Annotated in this window: 17 protein-coding genes; 8 read left to right on the top strand and 9 right to left on the bottom strand. The window is 55.1% G+C overall.

What is annotated here, in order from left to right; translation table 11 throughout:
* Window positions 1–89 precede the first annotated feature (89 nt).
* Window positions 90–767 carry a cell division ATP-binding protein FtsE gene (gene ftsE / locus WC184_08110; protein ID MFA7477845.1) on the top strand — a complete coding sequence of 226 codons (678 nt, stop codon included), beginning with the start codon at window positions 90–92 and terminating at the stop codon, window positions 765–767.
* Window positions 768–772: 5 nt separating this feature from the next.
* The gene (locus WC184_08105; GenBank protein ID MFA7477844.1) at window positions 773–1,669 is read left to right on the top strand and encodes a permease-like cell division protein FtsX; all 897 of its coding nucleotides are present in this window, start codon (window positions 773–775) and stop codon (window positions 1,667–1,669) included.
* A gap of 25 nt (window positions 1,670–1,694) precedes the next feature.
* Here the strand turns inward: WC184_08105 and WC184_08100 are convergent, their stop codons facing one another.
* Entirely contained in the window at window positions 1,695–1,997 is a 303-nt protein-coding gene (locus WC184_08100) for an AzlD domain-containing protein (GenBank protein ID MFA7477843.1), read from the bottom strand.
* Complete coding sequence (locus tag WC184_08095; GenBank protein MFA7477842.1) at window positions 1,994–2,725, bottom strand: AzlC family ABC transporter permease; 732 nt, start codon at window positions 2,723–2,725, stop codon at window positions 1,994–1,996. The genes WC184_08100 and WC184_08095 overlap by 4 nt, the downstream gene beginning before the upstream one ends.
* Before the next feature lie 85 nt (window positions 2,726–2,810).
* Here WC184_08095 and WC184_08090 point away from each other — a divergent pair, with 85 nt between their 5' ends.
* The 6 genes from WC184_08090 to WC184_08065 all read left to right on the top strand — a co-directional run bounded on the left by WC184_08090 (window position 2,811) and on the right by WC184_08065 (window position 7,054).
* Window positions 2,811–3,707 (top strand): crotonase/enoyl-CoA hydratase family protein, encoded by an 897-nt coding sequence (locus tag WC184_08090; protein ID MFA7477841.1) that lies wholly within the window; start codon window positions 2,811–2,813, stop codon window positions 3,705–3,707.
* Window positions 3,708–3,784: 77 nt separating this feature from the next.
* On the top strand, window positions 3,785–4,201 hold the full coding sequence (locus tag WC184_08085; GenBank protein ID MFA7477840.1) for a universal stress protein: 417 nt from the start codon (window positions 3,785–3,787) through the stop codon (window positions 4,199–4,201).
* A gap of 145 nt (window positions 4,202–4,346) precedes the next feature.
* Window positions 4,347–4,574 (top strand): hexameric tyrosine-coordinated heme protein, encoded by a 228-nt coding sequence (locus WC184_08080; GenBank protein MFA7477839.1) that lies wholly within the window; start codon window positions 4,347–4,349, stop codon window positions 4,572–4,574.
* A 142-nt stretch (window positions 4,575–4,716) separates the two neighbouring features.
* Window positions 4,717–5,334 (top strand): 3'-5' exonuclease, encoded by a 618-nt coding sequence (locus WC184_08075; GenBank protein MFA7477838.1) that lies wholly within the window; start codon window positions 4,717–4,719, stop codon window positions 5,332–5,334.
* 126 nt (window positions 5,335–5,460) lie between these two features.
* Window positions 5,461–6,231: a crotonase/enoyl-CoA hydratase family protein gene (locus WC184_08070; GenBank protein MFA7477837.1), complete on the top strand. Its 771-nt coding sequence runs from the start codon at window positions 5,461–5,463 to the stop codon at window positions 6,229–6,231.
* A 109-nt stretch (window positions 6,232–6,340) separates the two neighbouring features.
* Entirely contained in the window at window positions 6,341–7,054 is a 714-nt protein-coding gene (locus tag WC184_08065) for a GntR family transcriptional regulator (protein MFA7477836.1), read from the top strand.
* 73 nt (window positions 7,055–7,127) lie between these two features.
* Here WC184_08065 and WC184_08060 read toward each other — a convergent pair whose 3' ends face one another.
* The 7 genes from WC184_08060 to WC184_08030 form a co-directional block, all read right to left on the bottom strand.
* Complete coding sequence (locus WC184_08060) at window positions 7,128–7,892, bottom strand: hypothetical protein (GenBank protein ID MFA7477835.1); 765 nt, start codon at window positions 7,890–7,892, stop codon at window positions 7,128–7,130.
* A gap of 325 nt (window positions 7,893–8,217) precedes the next feature.
* A complete protein-coding gene (locus WC184_08055; protein MFA7477834.1) occupies window positions 8,218–8,607 on the bottom strand; it encodes a DoxX family protein in 390 nt (129 codons plus the stop codon).
* A 2-nt stretch (window positions 8,608–8,609) separates the two neighbouring features.
* Window positions 8,610–9,602 carry a hydroxymethylglutaryl-CoA lyase gene (locus tag WC184_08050; protein ID MFA7477833.1) on the bottom strand — a complete coding sequence of 331 codons (993 nt, stop codon included), beginning with the start codon at window positions 9,600–9,602 and terminating at the stop codon, window positions 8,610–8,612.
* 51 nt (window positions 9,603–9,653) lie between these two features.
* Window positions 9,654–10,298, bottom strand: a complete 645-nt coding sequence (locus WC184_08045) for a carboxymuconolactone decarboxylase family protein (protein MFA7477832.1) — start codon at window positions 10,296–10,298, stop codon at window positions 9,654–9,656.
* An 11-nt stretch (window positions 10,299–10,309) separates the two neighbouring features.
* On the bottom strand, window positions 10,310–10,867 hold the full coding sequence (locus WC184_08040) for a VOC family protein (GenBank protein ID MFA7477831.1): 558 nt from the start codon (window positions 10,865–10,867) through the stop codon (window positions 10,310–10,312).
* Between the two features lie 67 nt (window positions 10,868–10,934).
* The gene (locus WC184_08035) at window positions 10,935–12,158 is read right to left on the bottom strand and encodes a CoA transferase (protein ID MFA7477830.1); all 1,224 of its coding nucleotides are present in this window, start codon (window positions 12,156–12,158) and stop codon (window positions 10,935–10,937) included.
* Between the two features lie 87 nt (window positions 12,159–12,245).
* Window positions 12,246–19,835: a cell wall-binding repeat-containing protein gene (locus tag WC184_08030; protein ID MFA7477829.1), complete on the bottom strand. Its 7,590-nt coding sequence runs from the start codon at window positions 19,833–19,835 to the stop codon at window positions 12,246–12,248.
* Between the last annotated feature and the right edge of the window lie 58 nt (window positions 19,836–19,893).

Below are 19,893 nucleotides of genomic sequence, written 5' to 3'. Positions count from 1 at the left end.
ATTGAAACATTCGAACACTTGCTTAAGTTGTTTGTCCTAGGTCTTTCGCCTGGGCTGAACCGATCAACGACGTTGGGAGCGTCCACTACGTGATCAAACTGGAAAACGTCACCAAAACCTATAAGGGCGAGGTGGTGGCTTTGCGGAACGCTTCGGCGAACATCGAAAAAGGCGAGTTTGTATTCTTAGTGGGGGCATCTGGGTCGGGGAAATCTACCTTTATCCGGCTGCTCAACAAGTCTGAAGAACCCGAGAGCGGCAAAATCTGGGTTGCTGGTAAAGATATTGGCCAGCTTTCGGGCTGGAGGGTTCCGTACCTGCGACGCAACATCGGTGCCGTTTTTCAAGATTTCAAGCTGTTAAACAACAAAACGGTCGCCGAAAACGTGGGGTTTGCTCTTGAGGTTATTGGTCGACCCAAACATGTTGTGCGCACCCAGGTGCCAGCCATCCTGGAACTGGTGGGCTTGCAGAACAAAATGAATCGTTATCCGAACGAGCTTTCCGGTGGTGAGCAGCAGCGAGTTTCAATCGCCCGGGCTTTCGTGAACCGACCGCTTATCTTGTTGGCTGATGAACCAACTGGAAACCTCGACCCTTCCACCTCGGTGGGAATTATGCGTCTCTTAGATCGCATTAACCGCACCGGCACCACGGTGGTGATGGCTACCCATGACCGTGGCATTGTAGATACCATGCGTCGCCGAGTTATCGAGCTTGACCAGGGCGATATTGTCCGTGACCAATCCAGGGGCGTCTACGAGTAGTTATTGTGGCCAAAATTGATTATGTAGCCCGCGAGACCGGGCAAAACCTGCGTCGAAATTTAAGCCTTACCTTGGCCTCAATGGTGACCGTGGCGGTGTCGTTGTCACTGGTTGGTTCGGCATTGTTGCTTCGCCAAGGGGTAGAAAACGCAACCTCTCGTTGGCAAGGTGGCATCGAGTTCATCATTTTCATCGAAGCTGATGCTTCAGCCGAAGCAGGCCAAGCCATTCTCGACCGGCTTGAAGGCTCGCCAGCGGTGGAAAGCTTCACCTATGTGAACCAAGAAGCCGCCTATAAAGAGTTCGTGGAAATGTTTAAAACCACGCCTGAGCTGGTGGAAGCCGTAGAGCCTTCCGACTTGCCACCCTCTTATCGGGTGGTTCCCCTAGACCCCCATGCCGACGCTATTCGGGCCTTAGGTTCTCAGTTTGAGAAAGCGCCCGGGGTGCACAAAGTGGTGTTTGCTTTCGACACCGTCCAGAAAATCCAAAAACTATCGAGGGTGCTTTCGGTAGGTATTTTGGTGGTGGCCGTAGTGCTGCTCTTCGCCGCCGGTCTGTTAATTCTGAACACCATCCGCATGGGAATGTTCGCGCGACGGCGTGAGATCGAGGTTATGAAGTTGGTGGGTGCCACCAACTGGTTTATTCGTATTCCATTCATGCTCGAAGGTTTCGTACAGGGCATCGTGGGTGCCATTGCGGCTGTCGGTTCGGTTGTGGTTCTAAATAACTATTTTGCTCGGTTCTTATCGAACCATGATGACGTCTTTGGGGCGTTCGAGGGTTTCGCCATCAGCACTCAAGAGGTAGTGGGAACCAGTGTGTTCATCTTCCTAGTGGGCATGTTGGTAGGCGGCGTGGGCGCTGGCATCGCGGCCAGTCGTTACCTCGACGTTTAGACCAAATCGACCTGTCTGCTGGCTTCTAAAGCAGCGCCCGGGTGAGCGCGGTGGCCGCCGCCGCCACCACCAAAACCACGATAAATGGTGCCTTACGCCAGGCAGCCACAGCGCCTGCCGCCAGGCCCACGGCGCGGGCATCAAGTACCAGCGAATCATCGGTGGCGAAGGTTTGCACCATGATGAGCGCCCCTAAAACTGCGGGGGGCAACAAACGAATTGTGCTTAGCAGCTCGGGCGAAGGTGGTTTGGCGTCGAAAGCCAAAAGCCCCAGGGCTTTAAAAGCATAAGAGCCGGCCGCCAAAATCAAAATGGCGCCCCAGCTCATGGGTTGTCCTCATCGCTTGGGTGACCCTCATCTAGGGCCACTTCACCGCTTTGGTTTCGGGTCCAGTAGCGATAACCCAATCCGGCTAAGGCCCCCAGTGACGCCACCAAAATAGGTGCCCCGACTGGCAAGAGCGGCACAGCAGCTAAACCAATTACAGCGCCTGCCAAAGCCGCAACTCGACCTTCACTGGAGCGAACATGTGGTGCGGCCAAGACAATGAAACCGGCCGGAAAAGCTGCGTCTAAACCCCAAGTTTCGGGATCGCCCAATACCGTGCCGCCCATGGCCCCCAACAAGGTGCCCAGATTCCAAAATACGAACACCGATAGCCCAGCGGCCCAAAAAGCTGCCCGTGACGCTTTCGGGTCGTCTTGTCCGAGAGCTAAAGCGGTTGACTCATCAATGATGAACTGTGCGGCGAAAAGCCGTTTAGCCACACCACCACTTAGGCGGCCGTGAAGCGCCAAACCGTAAATACCGTTTCGCGATGCCAATAGCAGTGCTGAAGCCACCGCCGAGACTGGTGATCCTCCAGCGCCGATGACACCCACGACCGCAAATTGTGAGGCCCCGGTGAAGACCAATAGCGACATGGCTGAGGCCTGAGCAACATTAAGTCCGGCAGCTACCGCCAGCACACCAAAAGTAATGCCGAATAGGCCGACAGCGGCCCCCAGAATTACGCCATCGCGCACATATGACGGGATTTTTGTGGGCCTAGCCATGGTCGATGCGCAAAAACTCCAACGGTGGGTTGCCAGATAGGCAAGAATGGCACAGTAGTGGTTGTCTAGCAGAACGGTGTGACAAGTGAACTACGAACAGATCGAATACGAAGTGTCGGATTCGATACTGACGATTACCCTGAACCGCCCTGATGCGCTGAACGCTTTTACTCATCAGATGATGTACGAACTACTTGATGCCTTCGACCGTTCGGACGCTGACGATGAAGTGCGGGTGGTCATCGTGACCGGCAAAGGTCGTGCATTTTGTGCTGGTGCCGACCTCGCTGGTGGTGCCGATACCTTTGATGCGCAGAAACGATTACGTACCGCTGATAGCTCTGGCCAAGACGAAACCGAAGACGCTTCGTTACCTAAGGTAGTTCGCGACGGTGGCGGCCGTGTTTCGCTGCGTATTTACGAATCGTTGAAACCGGTGATCGCTGCGATAAATGGCCCGGCGGTTGGCGTCGGTTCCACCATGACCTTGCCCATGGATATTCGGATGGCGTCACAAAGCGCCCGAATGGGTTTCGTCTTTGCACGTCGCGGTATCACGATGGAAGCGGCCTCGAGTTGGTTCTTACCCCGCTTGGTGGGCATGAGCCAGGCTGCCGAATGGGTGCATACCGGACGAGTGTTTTCGGCGGATGAGGCTTTAGCGGGTGGATTAGTCCGTTCTGTTCATCCGGATGATGAGCTAATCGACGCCGCCACCGCCTTAGCGCGGGAAATCGCCGACAATACTTCGGCGGTGTCAGCCGCTCTGAATCGGCAAATGTTGTGGCGGATGGTGGGCGCGGATCATCCGATGGAGGCCCATAAGGTTGATTCTCGAGCGATTTACGCCATGGGCTCTTCGGCCGATGTTCGCGAGGGCGTTGTTTCCTTCCTCGAGAAGCGAGCCCCGAAATTTTCCATGCGACCCAGCCAAGATATGCCCGATTTTTTCCCCTGGTGGGATGAACGACCTTTTGAGTAGGTAGTCCGCACCTTCAACTTTGCTGGTAATTTTTCATATTATTCGCCTCACTCACATTAAATGACAGGGAAAGCCTTATGAAGCAGTTGGTAGTTGGTTTTGCAGACATTGACACCGCCAAAGTCGCGGTTAAAGAAGCCGCTAATTTGGCTAAAGCTCTCGGTGCTTCGCTCCATGTTGTTACGGCTTTGGAATCAGACGATACCGAGGTGGTGCGGGTCGGTAGTGACGAGTGGCAGCTAAGCGATAGCGACGCCGCCATTTCCGTTATTCGCGACTATATGAGCAGCCTGAAGGTGGGCGTTGACTACACAATTGGGGTGCTGCGGGGTGCCCCGGCCGATGTGTTACTGGCAGAAGCGGAACGTTTAAATGCCGATCTGATTGTGGTTGGAAACGTGCGTATGCAGGGCATCGGACGAGTTTTGGGCAGTGTGGGCAGCGGAGTTGTACACCATGCTCCATGCAGCGTATTGATAGTAAAGACCAGCTAGCAGGGGTTTTTACTAGACTCACTAGAAATATAGTTTTAGAGTGGAGAGCGCAGCACAATTTCGCAGCTATTGAGAATTGTGCGTGTGGCGGCGCTGCGTTGGCAGCGTTTTGCCTATTTCCCTTTCTATTTACCTGGAGAATGAAATGGCTTTGATCCCGGCTGAAACTCTGATTACTGATACCCCTGAAGAAGGTCGTGCGCTGGCGCTTATGATTGCGCGCAAAACCATTGCTGCTATCCAAGGCGACGCCGATGTGCGGGCCGGTCTGCGCCCAATGTACGCCAATAACCCTGATTCATTAACCGCGGCGGGTCATGTGGTGGCCATCGAGTTCGCAACTATTGCCGCTGCTAACAACTACTGGCGCTAAATGTCATAGCCTTGGGGCACAATCTCAACATAAGCCCGATGCAAGGTTGGTGGTGTAGTTGAGGCAGTCCGAAGCTAAACACAGTGATCCATCCCATACAACCCCGCGGCGAGGTGCAACACTTTCGCCTCGATTGTTTGGGATGGCAACTTTTGAACCCGAGGGTTCTGGAACCGCGGGGATGGCGTTAGACGCACCGTACGCCGTGCTTGATGTGGAGACCACCGGTTTCAAAAGTTATGAAGATCGTGTGGTGGAAGTAGCGGTGGTTCAAATCACCAAACACGGTGAAATCAGTGGCGAGTGGTCGAGCATCGTACATGCTGATGGTGCCGATGGGGCATCAAATATTCATCACCTGCCGCCAAGCGCCCGCGCCCATGCCCCCGGCTTTGGCGATATCGCAGACGAACTTTTAAGCCAACTTTCAGGTCGTGTGGTTGTAGCGCATAACGCCAGCTTCGACGAGGGTTTTCTGGCGGCCGAACTTAAACGTGCCGGTAAGGCAGTACCTACCTTGCCCGCGTTGTGTTCATTGAACTTGGCCAGGCGGGCTTTACCAAAACTCGGTCGTCATAAGCTGCCTGATTGCACGGCGGCCCATGGTATTGAGGTGACCGATGCCCACACCGCACTTGGTGACACCCGCGCCTTGGCACAAATTCTGATACCAATGTTGGCTCGAGTAAGCGCACCAAGGTATCCAGTGGCCCCGGTGAAATTTGACGCGGTGGCAGTGTCCCAAGCCCAATCACGTTAAGCCACTCACTTTGGTGCCGGTGTGTTGGGGTGCGCGTTCCGTGGTGTTGTCTGGCTGGCACGATCGGCACGGCCAATGCTGTTGGTGAGACTAGCGTAGAGCCAGGTTGCCAATCTAGGAGGCATAATGGCGGTTACAACCAAGGCTGAAGGCCGTACGTTAGTGGTTACTATTGATCGGCCCGAAAGTCGCAACGCTATCGACGGCGCGACCGCGACGGCGTTGTATGAAACATTCTTAAGCTTCGACACTGACGATAATTTCGACTCGGCGATCTTAAGTGGCGCCAACAGCACGTTTTGTTCCGGCGCCGACCTCAAAGCCGCTGGCAGTGGGGCGGGCAACCGTGTACACGACGACGTGTCTAAGCCGGGCCCGTTGGGCTGCACCCGCATGTTGTTGTCGAAGCCCGTGGTGGCCGCGGTTGAAGGCTATGCCGTGGCGGGTGGCTTAGAGCTAGCACTTTGGTGCGATTTACGAGTGGCTGCTACCAACACCACATTTGGCGTTTATTGTCGTCGTTGGGGTGTGCCTTTAATCGACGGCGGCACTATTCGGCTCCCCCGACTGATCGGCCAAAGCCGTGCTATGGACATGATTCTTACCGGGCGTGGGGTGGTTGGCAGTGAAGCTTATGACTGGGGGCTGGCTAATCGTTTAGTGGAACCCGGTGAAACGCTTTCCGCGGCCATTGAGCTGGCTCAATCGTTGAGCGCGTTCCCCCAAAACTGCTTACGAAGTGACCGTTTGAGTGTACATGAACAGTGGGGGATGGATATTACCGCGGCCTTGGCTAATGAAACCCGCCACGGCCTGGCCACCATTGCTACTGGTGAAACCCAGGCCGGGGCCCAACGTTTTGCTGGTGGAGCTGGCCGCCATGGCGAAGGCGTATAGCGCCGAAGAGTTGTTAGTGACTTAAGGCCATTCGTGCCAAGCAAATTTTCAAAATTCTCGAAAGCTGTCAACAATTAGATAATTACTCGGGGTTGTATAGGGAGGAAGATTGGCTGTCGTTGCGCAGAGCACCCAAAACACCTATGAGCGCATACGCCAAGCCATCGTTGAAGGCGAACTTTCTCCTGGACAGCGTCTGGTAGAGCAGCGTCTGGTCGAACAGTTTGAGGCTGCTTCTAGAACACCAGTGCGTGAAGCGTTGCGCCGGCTGGAGGCCGAAGGTTTGATTGAGGCCGAACCTAACAAAGGGGCCCGTGTTCGTTCTTTGTCGATGGCCGAGATAGACGATCTCTACGAGCTGCGCGCTCGCCTTGAAGGCTATGCGGCCGCCCTGGCGGCAGCTCGTGCAAGCGAAGAACAAATCGCCGAGCTGGATCGCTCGATTGAGCTTTTTGCTGAAGCTATAAATTCAGAGTTAGACCTGAGCGCCATCCGAAAGCTGAACACCGCGAACCAAACCTTCCACTACACGATTGTGGAAGCAGCCAATCATGCCCGTTTGGGTCAATTGTTGTCGCGTGCGGTTGATGTGCCGTTGGTGTTTAAGGCCTTCCAACGCTTCTCACCCGAACAGGTGGAACGCTCTTTCCTGTTTCACCAACTAATTCGAGACGCCGTAGCTGCTGGTGAAGCGGCGCGGGCTGAACGTCTAACCCAAGAGCATATTTTGCAAGGTCGTGATGTGTTACTTGGCTATTTAGACGGTGACCTAGAGAGCACCCTCAAAAATGGCACGGATGGCGGCACTAACACCGAAGCGTAAGCACCGCCATCCTTTCACTAGTACCGCTGCCAAGAAGTTTACGTCTCGGCGGTAGCGGTAGCGGTGGCGAGGGTTAGTCCTCTAACCAAACCTGATGGAAGCGAACGGTAGCGTCGGGGGTGCCTTCACCTGTGGAACCGCTTGGAAGCTGCCAATCGGCCACCCCGTTAATGGAATCTTTGTGGCCCACAACCGCTGGGGTAACAAAGAACCAAATTAAAGGCACGTCTTCGGCGGCTATGGTTTGGATCTTTTCGACCGCTGCGTAACGTGTGGCGAAGTCGGTGGTTTTCTGCAGGATTTCAAGCTGCTCATCAATTTCGGGGTTGGTGTAGTTAGTGATGTTGCTTGGGCTAGTGGCAACCGGGCCAAAGAAACGACGGAACACACTCAGTGGATCATCGGCACCGCCACCTTGTTCCGAGCAGTTGATTTGGAAGCTACCCTTGAAAGATGGATCGGTGTCGGCCGAACCCACCAAGCGTTCGGTCATGGCGGCCAGTTCCACACTCTGAATTTCAAGCTCTACACCAAGTTCGCCCCACACCGCTTGTTGAACCTGAGCCAAGTCCATGAGAGCCGGTACCGCGACACAGGAATAGGCCAAAGTGACCTTATCACCAGGAGTTTTTTCATCGGATCGGGCTGGATCGTTGATGTAGGCGTCCATCAGTTCTTTGGCTGCGTCCATATCGACACCGTCGAAGGTGGGGCTGGCTTTGGCAGCTTCAAGTGAATACCAGGGGCTATCAGATGAGTAGAAGCCGGTCAGTGTCTCGGCGGTTTCCCAGGCACCCATAATTTTTATGGCCACATCTCCGTCGGTAGAAAGAGCCAAGGCAGTGCGTCACCATTTGGTGCTTTGAACCAGTAGTTGTCGTTGCGGGCAACCACCGTGCGGTCGTCGCGTTTCCATTCCTTCATAACAAAGTGCTGCTGCTATCTCCACTTCCGAGAGTGGTGGAGGTGTTGGCGGTGTTCTCAGAATCACTACTACAAGCGCCCGCAATTAGTGATACTGCAAGCAGAGCTAGCAGCAATCGAATGATTAATTTGCGTTTGTGCATCTTGATTTGGTTCCCCTCTGTCGGGTTCAGGCATTGCTGAACTAGCCCTATTGGCATCAGGGCTGTGAATTACTGCTGATTTGGTGGTAGGTGTTTCTAGTTTTGGGCTTTGGTTGTTTCGCTGGTGAGCACGTTGATGAGGCCGCCCAACATGGCCGTGTTTTTTAAGAAGTGGTGACGATCAAGGACGTTGTGTGGAAATTCTTTTTTCCAAAACTGATGACCGATCAGGGTGGTGGGAACAATGGTGGCCGCCAGTAATAGCGCCGACTTTTTTCGAGCTATGCCGGTGGCTAGCCCGGCACCGCCAACAAGCATGGCAACGGCGTTGGCCTGCACTAAAAGCTCGGTATTTGGTAGTTCGACGGCACCTTTAACCATGCCCACCCTGGGCCCAGGGTTCTTTAATGCTTCATAGCCACCCCACACGAACATGGAGGAAAGCGCAATGTCACCCAAGCGTTGAAATAGTTTGTTCTTAGTCATTTCTAGGGCTTGCTTTCATTGGGGTTCGAAGACATGAGAGGCTTGATTTGGGGGCTTGTGGCAGTGTGGGTTAGCGGGCTGGGGAAATTTCCAGCTCGGGCAACACCACCGCCGATGCTGCGACCCAGTTCTTGGCCAAACCAGGGAACAATTTCTAATAATTGGTTTAGGTTTACTCCGGTGTCGTAGCCCATGCGGCCCAAGGTGTAGGCCACATCTTCGGTGGCTACGTTCCCAGTGGCAGCCGGTGCAAAGGGACATCCGCCCACGCCACCGATTGAAGTGTCGAGGGCCACGGCACCGGCTTGTAGGGCGGCCACCGAATTGGCTACACCAGTGTTGCGGGTGTCGTGGAGATGACAGCGCACCGCGGTATTAGTGAGTTCACGTACCTGGCCCACCATCTCGCTCACCTGTGAGGGCACGCCAACCCCAATAGTGTCGGCCAACGAAATTTCTATGGGGTTAGCTTCTGCAACCTGTTTCACCAGCTCAAGCACACTGTTGAGGGCTACTTCGCCTTCAAAAGGACATCCAAAAGCTGCTGATATGGTGACCCCAGCACGGATGCCCGCACTGTGAGCACGATTAGCCAATCTTAACCAATCAGCTACCGCTTCGGCTCGGCTCATTCCTTGATTTCGTTGGCTGAAGGCTTCGGTTGCTAGCACCACCATGTTTATCTCTGGGGCACCGATGGCAAGGGCACGATCTAGGCCTCGCTCGTTTAGAACCAAGGTGGTCATTCGCAGGTTTGGTAAGTGGCGTACCGCCTCGATCACCGCTTCGGCATCCGCCATTTGCGGTACGTGTTGAGGGTGGGCGAAGCTTGCCACCTCTATCCGTTGCAGGCCTGCTTGAGCGGCTTTTGTTATCAGCTCAACCTTGGTGTGCGTAGACAGCACCGCTTCTAGTTGAAGGCCATCACGGGGGGAAACTTCAACAAGTTCAACTTGGGGTGAAGCTGGTGAACTGGGTGACGCAGCGGTTGTCATGTGTACCTGCGGATGCACTGGTTAGAAACGGCCATTTCGGTAGTCAAATGCTTATTCCTGAAGGGAAATATCGGCACCCACGTCGCGGGCCAGGCTGTCGGCAGGGCCAGGAACCTCCACGATGGGCTCATCACGGTCGTCGAATTCCAGCTTGAGTGCACGAGACATTACGGCGTGCATTTCGTACAACGCCGTGATGTAGGTGAGCTCGAGAATTTCCTCATCGCTAAGGTGTTTTTGTAGTTCAGCAAAAAGTTCGTCGGCCACCCGTCCGCCGTCGTAAACCAAGGCGTCGGTGTAGGCCAACACGGCTCGCTCCACCTGGTTGAAACAGGTGGCTACCTGCCAATGGGGCACCGCTTCAATGCGCTCTTCGCTTACGCCCAAGGCGCGCAACGATTTGCAGTGCTGTGAATAGACGAATTGGCTGCCGCGGGTCCATCCGGCACGGGTTTGTCCTAGTTCGCGAAGTACTGGGTCGAGTAGGCGAGCTGGGTCGCGGTAGAGGCCAAAACCCTGGACCGCGTGCTTCATCACGTCGGGAACTAGCGCGAACACCGTCCACCAATCGCCTGGAGTTCCGGTGGCGGTACCGGGTTCGGCAACTGGGTCGCGGCCTTCGAACAGCCGCTCATACATGAGGGCCGAAATGTCGTCTTTAACTTCGGCTTTTGGCACTTGGCGCAAACGGGGCATGAGCAGTCTTCCTAGACGGCCGCTGGTGCGGTAGCGGGCTTGGCGGTGGCTGGTTCATGACGTACGTCATCGGAGGTAAGCTCACGAGTCCAAGCGGCGAACTCCAGCAAGATCCCGTCGGGGTCGAAGAAGTAAACCGATTGGATGAAGACCCCTGGGTGCATTTCTAGGGTGACGCCAATTTCCGAGTCGTCGTGGTTCATGACCACCGTGTGCTCCACGCCGTGTTCGTCGAGCCGTTTGGCGTACTCTTCGATCTTTTCGGGTGAGACATCAAAGGCCACGTGGTTCATTGACCCAATTGCCGATTCCAATGGACCCGCGCCGGGCAAGAATCCGGCTGAGGCCACCCCGGGGGCGGCTTCTGGTGCTTCTGGGAACCAGAAGAAAGCCACCGCGTCGCCACCACCGCAGTCGAAGAAGAAATGTTGTCCACCACCGGGTATCTGAATCGTCTTGATCAGAGGCATGCCAAGAACCTTGGTGTAAAAATCTACGGTTTTGGCCATATCGCGGCATACGAGCGCCAGGTGGTTGATGCCCCCGTATTCAAGCTTCTCATCTGACATTTTATTGCCCTCCCAAGGATTGGTTACTGGTGAATCCGGTTGTTGGTGCTACTTCAAGTTGTTGCTGCTATTGCTGGTTATTCGTGGCCACAATCCCTTGATTTATTAGATCGTGGAGTTCCCGAGAACTAAGTTTGGCTAACCCTACAAGCACGTCGTGGGTGTGGGCACCAAGGGCGGGGCCCGAGTGTTCAACCTGGCCGGGAGTGCGTGAAAACTTGGGCACAATGCCAGCTGCTGGCACCTGAATCCCCGTGGAGTTGGTGAGGCGGAGAACCATTTCGCGCGCTGCGTATTGAGGGTCGGCCAACATATCGGGTGCGGTGAAACTACGGCCCACTGGGACGCTGTGTTCATTTAGCTTGGCTAGAACCTCTTCGGCAGGCATGGATGAGGTCCAGGTGGAGATAATTTCATCAAGCACAACCGAGTTTTCACCCCGGTTCTCATGTTCGCCAAAGCGCGGATCCCTAGCTAGTTCGGGTTGGCCCATAGCTTCGGTAAGACGGGTGAAAATAGCATCGGCGTTAGCGGCGATCACTAAATCGGCACCATCGGCGGTGGGGTAAACGTTGGAAGGGGCTACTCCGGGTAAAACGGAGCCAGTTCGAGTGCGAGTGATGCCGGCGAGTTCATAGTCGGCCATGGTGGTTTCCATTAATGCCGCCACGGCTTCGTAGATGGCGACGTCAACTTCTTGGCCTTTGCCGCTGCGGTCGCGTTCAGCCACTGCGGCCAGAGTGCCAATTACAGCAAAAAGCGCGGCTAATGAGTCACCCAAGCTGATGCCGGTTCGAGCGGCGGGGCGGTCGGGGCTGCCAGTGGTGTGGCGAATTCCACCCATAGCTTCGCCGATACTGCCGAACCCGGCCTGGGAGGCCATGGGACCGGTTTGGCCGAAGCCTGAAACGTGCGTGATTATAAGGCCAGGGTTACTAGCCGAAAGTTCTTGGTAGGACAGACCCCATTTTTCTAAGGTGCCAGGGCGGAAGTTTTCGAGAATTACGTCAACCTCATTGGCCAGACGGCGAATGAGCTCTCGTCCTTCTTCCCGACGAAGATCGATAGCCACCGAGCGCTTGTTGCGCGCAATGCTGGGCCACCACAGGCTTTCGCCGTTTTGCACGACGCCCCATTTGCGCATCGGATCACCGACTTTCGGAGGCTCAACCTTGATGATCTCGGCACCGAGGTCGCCTAGTAGCTGGCCCGCAAAGGGGCCAGCGATGAAGCTACCCAGCTCGAGGATGCGCAGATGGGACAAGGGGGGAACTTGCGGTGAAGCCTCCATTGTTCAGATTGTACACAATTAAGGGTATTGCACAAGGTCTAAACCGTGAAACGAGGGAAAACTCCGCTCAATCGTATGCAATCGATACTATTGGGATAACGAGTATCCCCAGGCGTATAAGTTAGCCCCAGCATTAACCAGTGGCTCAATGGTCGGGATTTCCAATGTCATAGTTACTGCCTCAGAGATGTGGCCTGCTGCGCCTGCCCCGAGACCTAGATCTCCCGTTGCAGTTACATTACCGTTCAAATTATTCACGCTTACGGTTGCTCCACCCGAAGTTCCAGCACCGGCCATACCACCAGTCACCGTTGATGAGCTGATTCCGGTCTTGAAGTCACCGGTTGATACCCCGGCATAACCGTGGACCGATCCCGCGACCAAAGTACCGGCGGACTTGCCCCAACGAGCGGAAAGCTGAATACCCGATTTTGATCCACTTGAAATGATTCCAATCGACGCGCCGACGCTGCCATAAGATGCTTTGGCACCGGCTCGAGCGCCGGTTACGAAGTTAATTTGCGTGTTTGGTTCTGCTGGGCCGCTACCACTCGGGTCGGCATAATTGATGGGGTCGCCGTAGGCAAATTGGTAGAGGTTGGTTTGACCGCCGTTAAAGAGAATGGGGTCAATGGTGGTGAATCGGCCTAGTGCGGGGTCGTAGTCGCGAGCCCCGAAGCGAACCAGGCCGCTTGATTGGTCGACCAGACCGCCTTGGAAGCCAAACGGGATAGCGGCGAAACCCGAAGCAATGTCGTTGCCAACATCGGCATTGGTAATCGCACCCCACTCGTCGTAGTTGAGGCGTTGTTTGATGGTGCCATCTGGTGCCACAACTAGTCGAGGGCTGCCTCTCCAGTCACTAACTATCAACAGGTTCTCATTTTTGTGTACTAGATAGTCAGCCGTAGAGCCCGACGCCCCATAAACAAAGCGTGACACCAAACTTTCGTCGTTGTTGTATTCGGCAACAATCCGGCCGAATTGGTCGTACAGCCATACCGTTTCGAGGTTTCCACCAACCTGACGCCCCACCCGACGGTCGAACCCGTCGTGTAGATAGCTGGTGGCTGGTTCCGTACCCACCCGCACCTCACGCAGCAACCCGGCAGCATCGTATTCAACCTGGGTCTCACTGCCAGAGCTCGGGCTCATGGTTACAAGGTCGCCAGCATCGTTGAAGGTGTAGGTAACCTCGCCTCGCTCGAGGATACGATCTCGCGCGTCGTAAGAGGCGCTGGTGCTAGCTCCTGCGGTGCAATCGGCTTCACCATTGCTGTCTTGCTCGGGCGATGTACATATGAGGTTGCCGTTTTCGTCGTAGGCGAAGTAACGGTTGGTGTCATCTTCGCTAACCCGGCTCAGCCGGCCTCCATCGTCGTATTCGTACGTCCATATTGTTGCTGGCTCATTACCCAGTGTTTCGGTGCGCTTGGTGACCCTATCCGCAAGGTCACGTTCAAGTTCTTCCTTGAACACAGGCATCTCATTGTGTTTAGCTACCGTCTCGCTCAGGTTGCCAAAACCGTCGTAAACGTGCTCGACGGTTAGATCGCCCAAAGTCCGTTTGCTTACTCGACCTGCAAGGTCGTAGGTGAACTCCATAGCACCAGCTTCGGCCAGCAAACCGGTGGTGTAAGAGAAGCTAATCTCGTCTGTTCCTAAGGTTTCTTGGTTAATGCGACCGTGAGAATCAAAGGCATAGGCAACGTTTCCAAAGTTCTGGCTGTCTATCGTCAAGGCCGAGTCATTGAGGCGGAAACCGTCGTAATCAAAGGTGGTAGTAACCTCATCGTCGCTATGAACCGAGCCCACCCGACCTTGGTTGTCGTAGGTCAAAGTGCTATCCAAAACGCTGTCGCCCGAGCGGCCGCTGTAACGGCGGGCAGCATCATGGGTGAAGGAAGTAGCACCCTCGCCTGGACGTTGCACCCCAGTAAGTAGCCCGTTGGTAAACGACCGATTGGTGGTTCCGCCTGTGTCTGCAATCTCAGGGAACCGGTATTGGGAAAGCTGGTCTTCCAGGTTGAATGCAAAGCTGTGTGCGTCGTTCCCCGGGGTTGTAAGTGACTCCATACGACCAGCATCATCAAACGCAATAGCCGTCTCTGTGCCATCGGGATTTTGAACGCCGGTTATCCGGCCAATTGCATCGGTAGCAAAAGTTGTTTTGTCCCCCAGCGGATCGGTGATTGAAACCAGATGCCCGGTGGTGTCATGCCACTCGTATTTCCAAACTCGCTCTGTAGCGCCGTTGGCGGTTTCCGTAACCGTGGTTACGCGGCCCTGGGTGTCGTATTCCAGGCTGGTGGTGGGCATATCGGTGCCACTTGTTGAAAGAACACGACCAAAGTTGTCATAAACCGTGGTAAGTGTGGCCTCGTTGGGCAGTGTTACTACCTGGGTCTTGTTACCAACAGTAAAGGTACTGGTGGTTTCCTCACCGTTTCTAGCGGTGGTTTCGGAGAAGCTCACCAACTCGTCGTTGTCGAAATCGGCGGTACGACTCACGGTGGTTAACACCGGATTTTCCTCACCGGGCGTTGTTAGCGAAGATTCGGCCGCAAACGCGGCGATCGTGCCAAACCCAGGTCGAGGGTCAACACCTGGGGTTCTCACTTCAACGGTTCCATTCGGCATGGTTGTTTTAACCGAACCGTCGAATTGAGTTTCACTCACAACGGTGAGGTTGGCTTCGTTAGTAAAGGTGCGCTTCATACCTCCGCCTGGCAATGCTTCAACCGTTGCAACCTGGGTGGTTGTTGGGTCGCTAGCTCGGGTGGCGGTGTAGGTGCTCTTCTTACCGTTTGTGGTTTGGCTATAGGTGATCGTGCCACTTTCTGGCCGAGTAGCCGAGGTGAGCCAACCCCGATCGTCATATCCAAATTCGTAGATTGTGTCTGGAACAGCTCCAGTAACCTTGGTTAGCTGTCCACCCTCGTTAGTTTCGAAAGTAATCGTGGCGGCAGTTGGGTCTTCAACGGATGCTAACCAACCCGCGTCATCAACTACCAGCTCGGTACGATGCCCGTAGGGGCCGACAATGGCAGTTGCTAGGCCCTCCCCGTCGCGCTCAATCGTGGTTACCAAGCCATCTCCCGGCTGGCTGCCGTCTAAGCGGCCCGCGAAGTCGGTGAAACTCACGAGAGCATTATTCATAGGATCGTAGTTGAAGCTATAGAGAGTTCGCCCGCTAATCGCTGACTCGGTGCGCAGATGCAGCCCACGTGAATTAAAGACGTGGAGATGTTTGCCCCCGCGATCCGGTACCACCAGCTCATCGGAACCAAATCCCGGCAGTGGTGGTGCGATCGCCAGAATGCGGGTTGGGTTGTTGTTGTTGAAGTTGTTGGTTGAACTATAAGCTACGAGGGTCGTTCCATCGGGCAGCGATGAAATGAGTGGAGCAACAGAGTGGTTCACACTCGCCAACACGCGAGAACCCGCCTCCGGGAAAGCAGCCGTAGCCGCGGTATCGTCCCACCAAGGTACAACGGTTGAGATAACACCGTCGTTTCCGATACGGCGAACGCCAGGGTTTTGACCGGCGTAGCCGCGAACACTTACCAAGGTGGCACCGGTTGGTGATTTGGTAAGACGATAGGGAGCTATCGGAACTTCGGTGCTCGCCAGACCGTCATCAAAGCTCACCTCGGTGCACAGAGATTGCTTGTCAGAGCCAGCTAGCCAGCTGATAGCGCCGCCTGGGGCCAGCGCCCACACACCACCTTGTGAGTCGCAGGTGTCGTTCATGTTGGTTGGACTGCCATAAGAAAAGACCAATGTTCCGTCGTCTCTCACCAGAAGATCGATGTCAGCTGGCCTTACGGACGGACCCGTCGAAGTCTGGGTGGAGCTCAATTTACTCATTCCCGGCTGATACGGCCCTCGTACCAGTTGACCCTCATTGAAGCTGGCAGACGACCCGATAACTGAGTCGTGAACACAGGGCTGAAGGTCGTCGGCTAACTTATAGAAGCCTTCAAGGTTGTCGGCATATAAGGCAGTTTCGATATAACCATCGGAACCAACCCGTCGAATTCTGAATTCGTTTCCATGAGTCACAAACAGGCTGTCATCAGGTGCCAACGCAATTCGAAGAGGTGGGCAGCTTAGGTTCTGATCGACCGCGTCTCGGGCACCCAAGCGTGCTTGATTGGCTGGCCCGCCATCCCCACAAGTTTCGTCTTCATCGTAATTACAGGCTTCACCAGTACCGACGTAGTTGGCGATTAGGCCATCGGAGGTGACTTTACGAACTCGGTTGGTGAACAGGTCGGCAATGTAGACACTGCCGTCACGACCAACGGCTAGATCTGATGCTTCAAAGATGGCGTTTAGGGCGTCGCATGGCCCGGTTGTGTTGTCGGGTGTGTCGCATTCTTCCGCTGGGACTTCATCAAAAGTGCCTCCTCCTTTACCCGCAAATGGGTAAACCTTGCCGTCGTTAGGGTCGATACGGCGGATACGGAAACCTGACTGGTCGGCAATGTAGATAGACCCGTCGGGCCCAACATCGATAGCGATGATGTTCTCAAAGATGGCATCTACGGCCAGCCCACCGTCGCCGCAGTGGTTCGTATCTTCGTGGTATTCGATCCACGGTTGACATTCCTCGTCACGTGGATTGGCCCCACCTACTAGTTGGTATTCCCCACCCGCCAAATCAGCACGGAACGAGGTTCCGTCGCCGTAGTGCAACAATCCTGTACGCGGGTCATAAGCGTGGTTAAGAGAAACTCCCCAACCACCGAGGCCAAGGCCGGTAGCATCCCAACTGGCGCTGGTCACTGGTACAAGGGCGCTTGATCTCAGATACGTCGGTAACCGGCTAGGAACTAGGGTTGTTGGTTGCCCGGTGGGTGGCACACCGAAGGATCTAGCGGCGGTAGCGCTCGGAATCTTGTAGTAACCCTGATACGCATAGACAACAGATACGTGTGCTGTTTGGCTTCCCACCAACAACCGCCCATATCGATCTCGACCGTCCCAAACTACGGTGGCGGTCATGTTTGGCTGTAACTCGGTAGCGCTAAAGCGCTCGCTAGTTAGTGTTCGCCCCGCGATAGACACCTCGGCCCAGGCTTCTATTAGCTCTTCGCCCATATCAGCTGGGTTGCTGTCTCCCCAGATCGGGATAGTAATTTCAGCAAAACGACCTGGTAGGCGATCGCTAGTGTGAACAAGTGAGACCGGGGTGCCAGGGATTGGTAGGTTTTCTACCAACGCGCCCGATTCGACCCGTACAGTTCCGTACCCCTCTTGTGGGGTCTCGTCGTTAATTGGGCCGTGGAAGGGTTGTTCCTCGGCTTCCACTGTGGGTGGCCCCACAGCACCTTCGGTGGGTGTGACGGGGTAGTTGATGTCGCCGGGTGAGAAGTGGGGCATCTGAACCCGCCAAAACTCATTGCCCACACTAAACAGTTCTGCAACTGCTGCTAGCTCGGCGCTTCTTAGCGTTTCATCACTCGGAAAACCGGCCTTGATAAGTTCTTCTTCAGTTGCTGCACGGTTTTCGCCAAGATCTATTTCAATTGAGGTTCCGTTCTGTGAAAGAACCTTCATAACTGAGCCGTCAAGGGTTGGAACCCAAACGGCAACATCGCGTTCGTAGATAGCAAACGGAGCACGAGTACCAACCGGAAACTGCAAAAAGTTGTCTAGGTAAAGCGATGCTGGAATAGACAGATCAACTCTGTGTGCCCCAGCAGCATCGGCTTCTGCTACTGATACTTCGGAGGCGTAGGTGTATTCGATTGATGGGGGTAGATCGCCCGGCATGGCAGCTGGGCCCGCTTCTCCCACCGTGTATTCGGTGATCGAAAGGGTCATCTTGGAAAGAGTCTGTCCATTTTGGGTACCGCCAACCATGGTGGCGACCGTGCCGGGGTGGATATAGACACGACCAGTACGTGTACGGTCGTTCTCGACAACCGGACTGGCTTTGTGATAACCACCCTGGGTGGAATCAACGAGTGTGCTCTTAGGGTCGCGCTGAGTTAAAACTACGTCATCAAGTGCGAGCCAAGCGCCCCAACCCAGATGGAATCGTCGTTGTACGGGTAAATATCCCTCTTCATCAAGACGGAACTCGAGCACCACCTCAGAGCCACCATTTAGGGCAATTAGGTATTCACCCTCATCGGTAGTGGTGGTGTAACCCAGATCGGCTTCCCCTGCCACCGTGACTGTAACGCCACCTAGTTCGGTGGTCTCGTTGGAAAAGGCTTGGCGTCCGAATACTTTGCCGCTGACAAGCGCCACACGTCGTTCATCTAAAGCATCATTTTCAACACTGTTTTGACCCCGGTTCTCACCGGTTGTCCATGAGGTCGCAATATCTGCCGGGTGGGTAACCTGACCAGGGACTGGGACACCTAAACCACTGAACCCGGTAGGAGGTTCGTAGTCTGAGTTGCCACCGTCACCATCCCCGGTACCGTCTCCGTCGCCATCTCCAGGATCGGTTGTGGGGACAGTGGTCGATGTTGTTGTGGGGACAGTGGTCGATGTGGTCGATGTTGTTGTGGTTGGAGGAGTAGAACCACCGCCGCCGTTGTCACCACCACCTGGGGGCGTGCCATCTGGATCGTCGGCTTCCTCGTCACAGCTCAGGAGAGCTTTAATTGCCGCTTCGACCGAGGGGTTAATCGCCGACTCGCCGCCCAAAATCACAACTTGATCGGTGGTTTCACAATGGTCTTTCAAGTACTGCACCAGCTCGGGGACTTGTGCTGCAAGGCGGTTTGCCGCTGAGCCGCCACCATCGGCGACCTTGGAAGGAACGAGCAAGAGAGGTGCACCTAGCCGTTGGGTCAACGCTCCAGCTACCACGCTGTCGGGATAACTATCGCCTCGGGCCACAATCAATGTGGATGGTGCACTTGAGCCGTTCTCCATGATTCGTGCCGCCGCAACAGCGGTAGCGTAACGAGTTGCGCCCTGTACTCGTGCCGTGGCGTTTGAACGGGCGGCAATTTGGCTGTAAACGCTGGCGTTAACCGCTTCTGCACCACCCATGACCACAGCGTTGGTGGGTTGAAGGTTTACAAGCGAAGCAACCGTAGCGGCTGGTAATCCATTGCTTTGGGTTAGCAATGTGGCCAAGGTGTCGCCCTTCATGCCTAAGGTGGCGGCGGAAAGTGCATCCGCGAATCCTTGGGGGCCCCAACCCAGCGAAACGGTTACGTCGCCACCTCGGTCGATAACCTCATTTGCTACTGCTCCAGCCGTGGCGAAACGGTCGTCACCAGAGAGCCGCGTGACATGAAGAGACCGGGTGGAGAGTGCTGTTTCTAGCTCGGCTGAAAGTGCCTTAGTCCCCCCGATTATGACCACTTTGGATGCCCCCAGCCGCTCAATTTCACTTGACACGCTGGTTGGTAAAGCGTTGGCTGGACTTAACAAAATTGGGGCATTGAGCTTACGAGCCAACGGACCTGCCGCTAAGGCATCGGCATAGTTATCCGCCGTCGCCAAAATCACCGTCGAGGCGGCTGGAAAGAACGTGTTCGACACCGACACCGCGGTTTCAACCCGGTTCGACCCCGACACTCGATTGATACTCAGCCGCGGTGTAGAAGATTCTGCATCAACTGGCGAGGTCAACAAGCCAGCGACCAATGCCAATGCCAGAAAAGCTATGAGATGTACGCGTGCACGAGTGAAAACAGCCATAGGGCCACCGTCACATGCCTAGCGCGAACAAAGCGCGAGTGGTGCCCCCGTCAAGGTT

It is taken from the genome of Acidimicrobiia bacterium (assembly GCA_041676705.1).
GTDB lineage: Bacteria > Actinomycetota > Acidimicrobiia > Acidimicrobiales > SKKL01 > Actinomarinicola.
The sequence above is the reverse complement of the archived record's forward strand: the minus strand, read 5'-3'. Positions and strand labels throughout refer to the sequence as shown.

Coding starts and splice junctions, on each gene's coding strand:
- WC184_08045 (MFA7477832.1), bottom strand. CDS start 10,298: ATGCCCCGTTTGCGCCAAGTGCCAAAAGCCGAAGTTAAAGACGACATT.
- WC184_08085 (MFA7477840.1), top strand. CDS start 3,785: ATGAAGCAGTTGGTAGTTGGTTTTGCAGACATTGACACCGCCAAAGTC.
- WC184_08095 (MFA7477842.1), bottom strand. CDS start 2,725: ATGGCTAGGCCCACAAAAATCCCGTCATATGTGCGCGATGGCGTAATT.
- WC184_08080 (MFA7477839.1), top strand. CDS start 4,347: ATGGCTTTGATCCCGGCTGAAACTCTGATTACTGATACCCCTGAAGAA.
- WC184_08030 (MFA7477829.1), bottom strand. CDS start 19,835: ATGGCTGTTTTCACTCGTGCACGCGTACATCTCATAGCTTTTCTGGCA.
- WC184_08055 (MFA7477834.1), bottom strand. CDS start 8,607: ATGACTAAGAACAAACTATTTCAACGCTTGGGTGACATTGCGCTTTCC.
- WC184_08100 (MFA7477843.1), bottom strand. CDS start 1,997: ATGAGCTGGGGCGCCATTTTGATTTTGGCGGCCGGCTCTTATGCTTTT.
- WC184_08070 (MFA7477837.1), top strand. CDS start 5,461: ATGGCGGTTACAACCAAGGCTGAAGGCCGTACGTTAGTGGTTACTATT.
- WC184_08035 (MFA7477830.1), bottom strand. CDS start 12,158: ATGGAGGCTTCACCGCAAGTTCCCCCCTTGTCCCATCTGCGCATCCTC.
- WC184_08075 (MFA7477838.1), top strand. CDS start 4,717: ATGGCAACTTTTGAACCCGAGGGTTCTGGAACCGCGGGGATGGCGTTA.
- WC184_08040 (MFA7477831.1), bottom strand. CDS start 10,867: ATGTCAGATGAGAAGCTTGAATACGGGGGCATCAACCACCTGGCGCTC.
- WC184_08050 (MFA7477833.1), bottom strand. CDS start 9,602: ATGACAACCGCTGCGTCACCCAGTTCACCAGCTTCACCCCAAGTTGAA.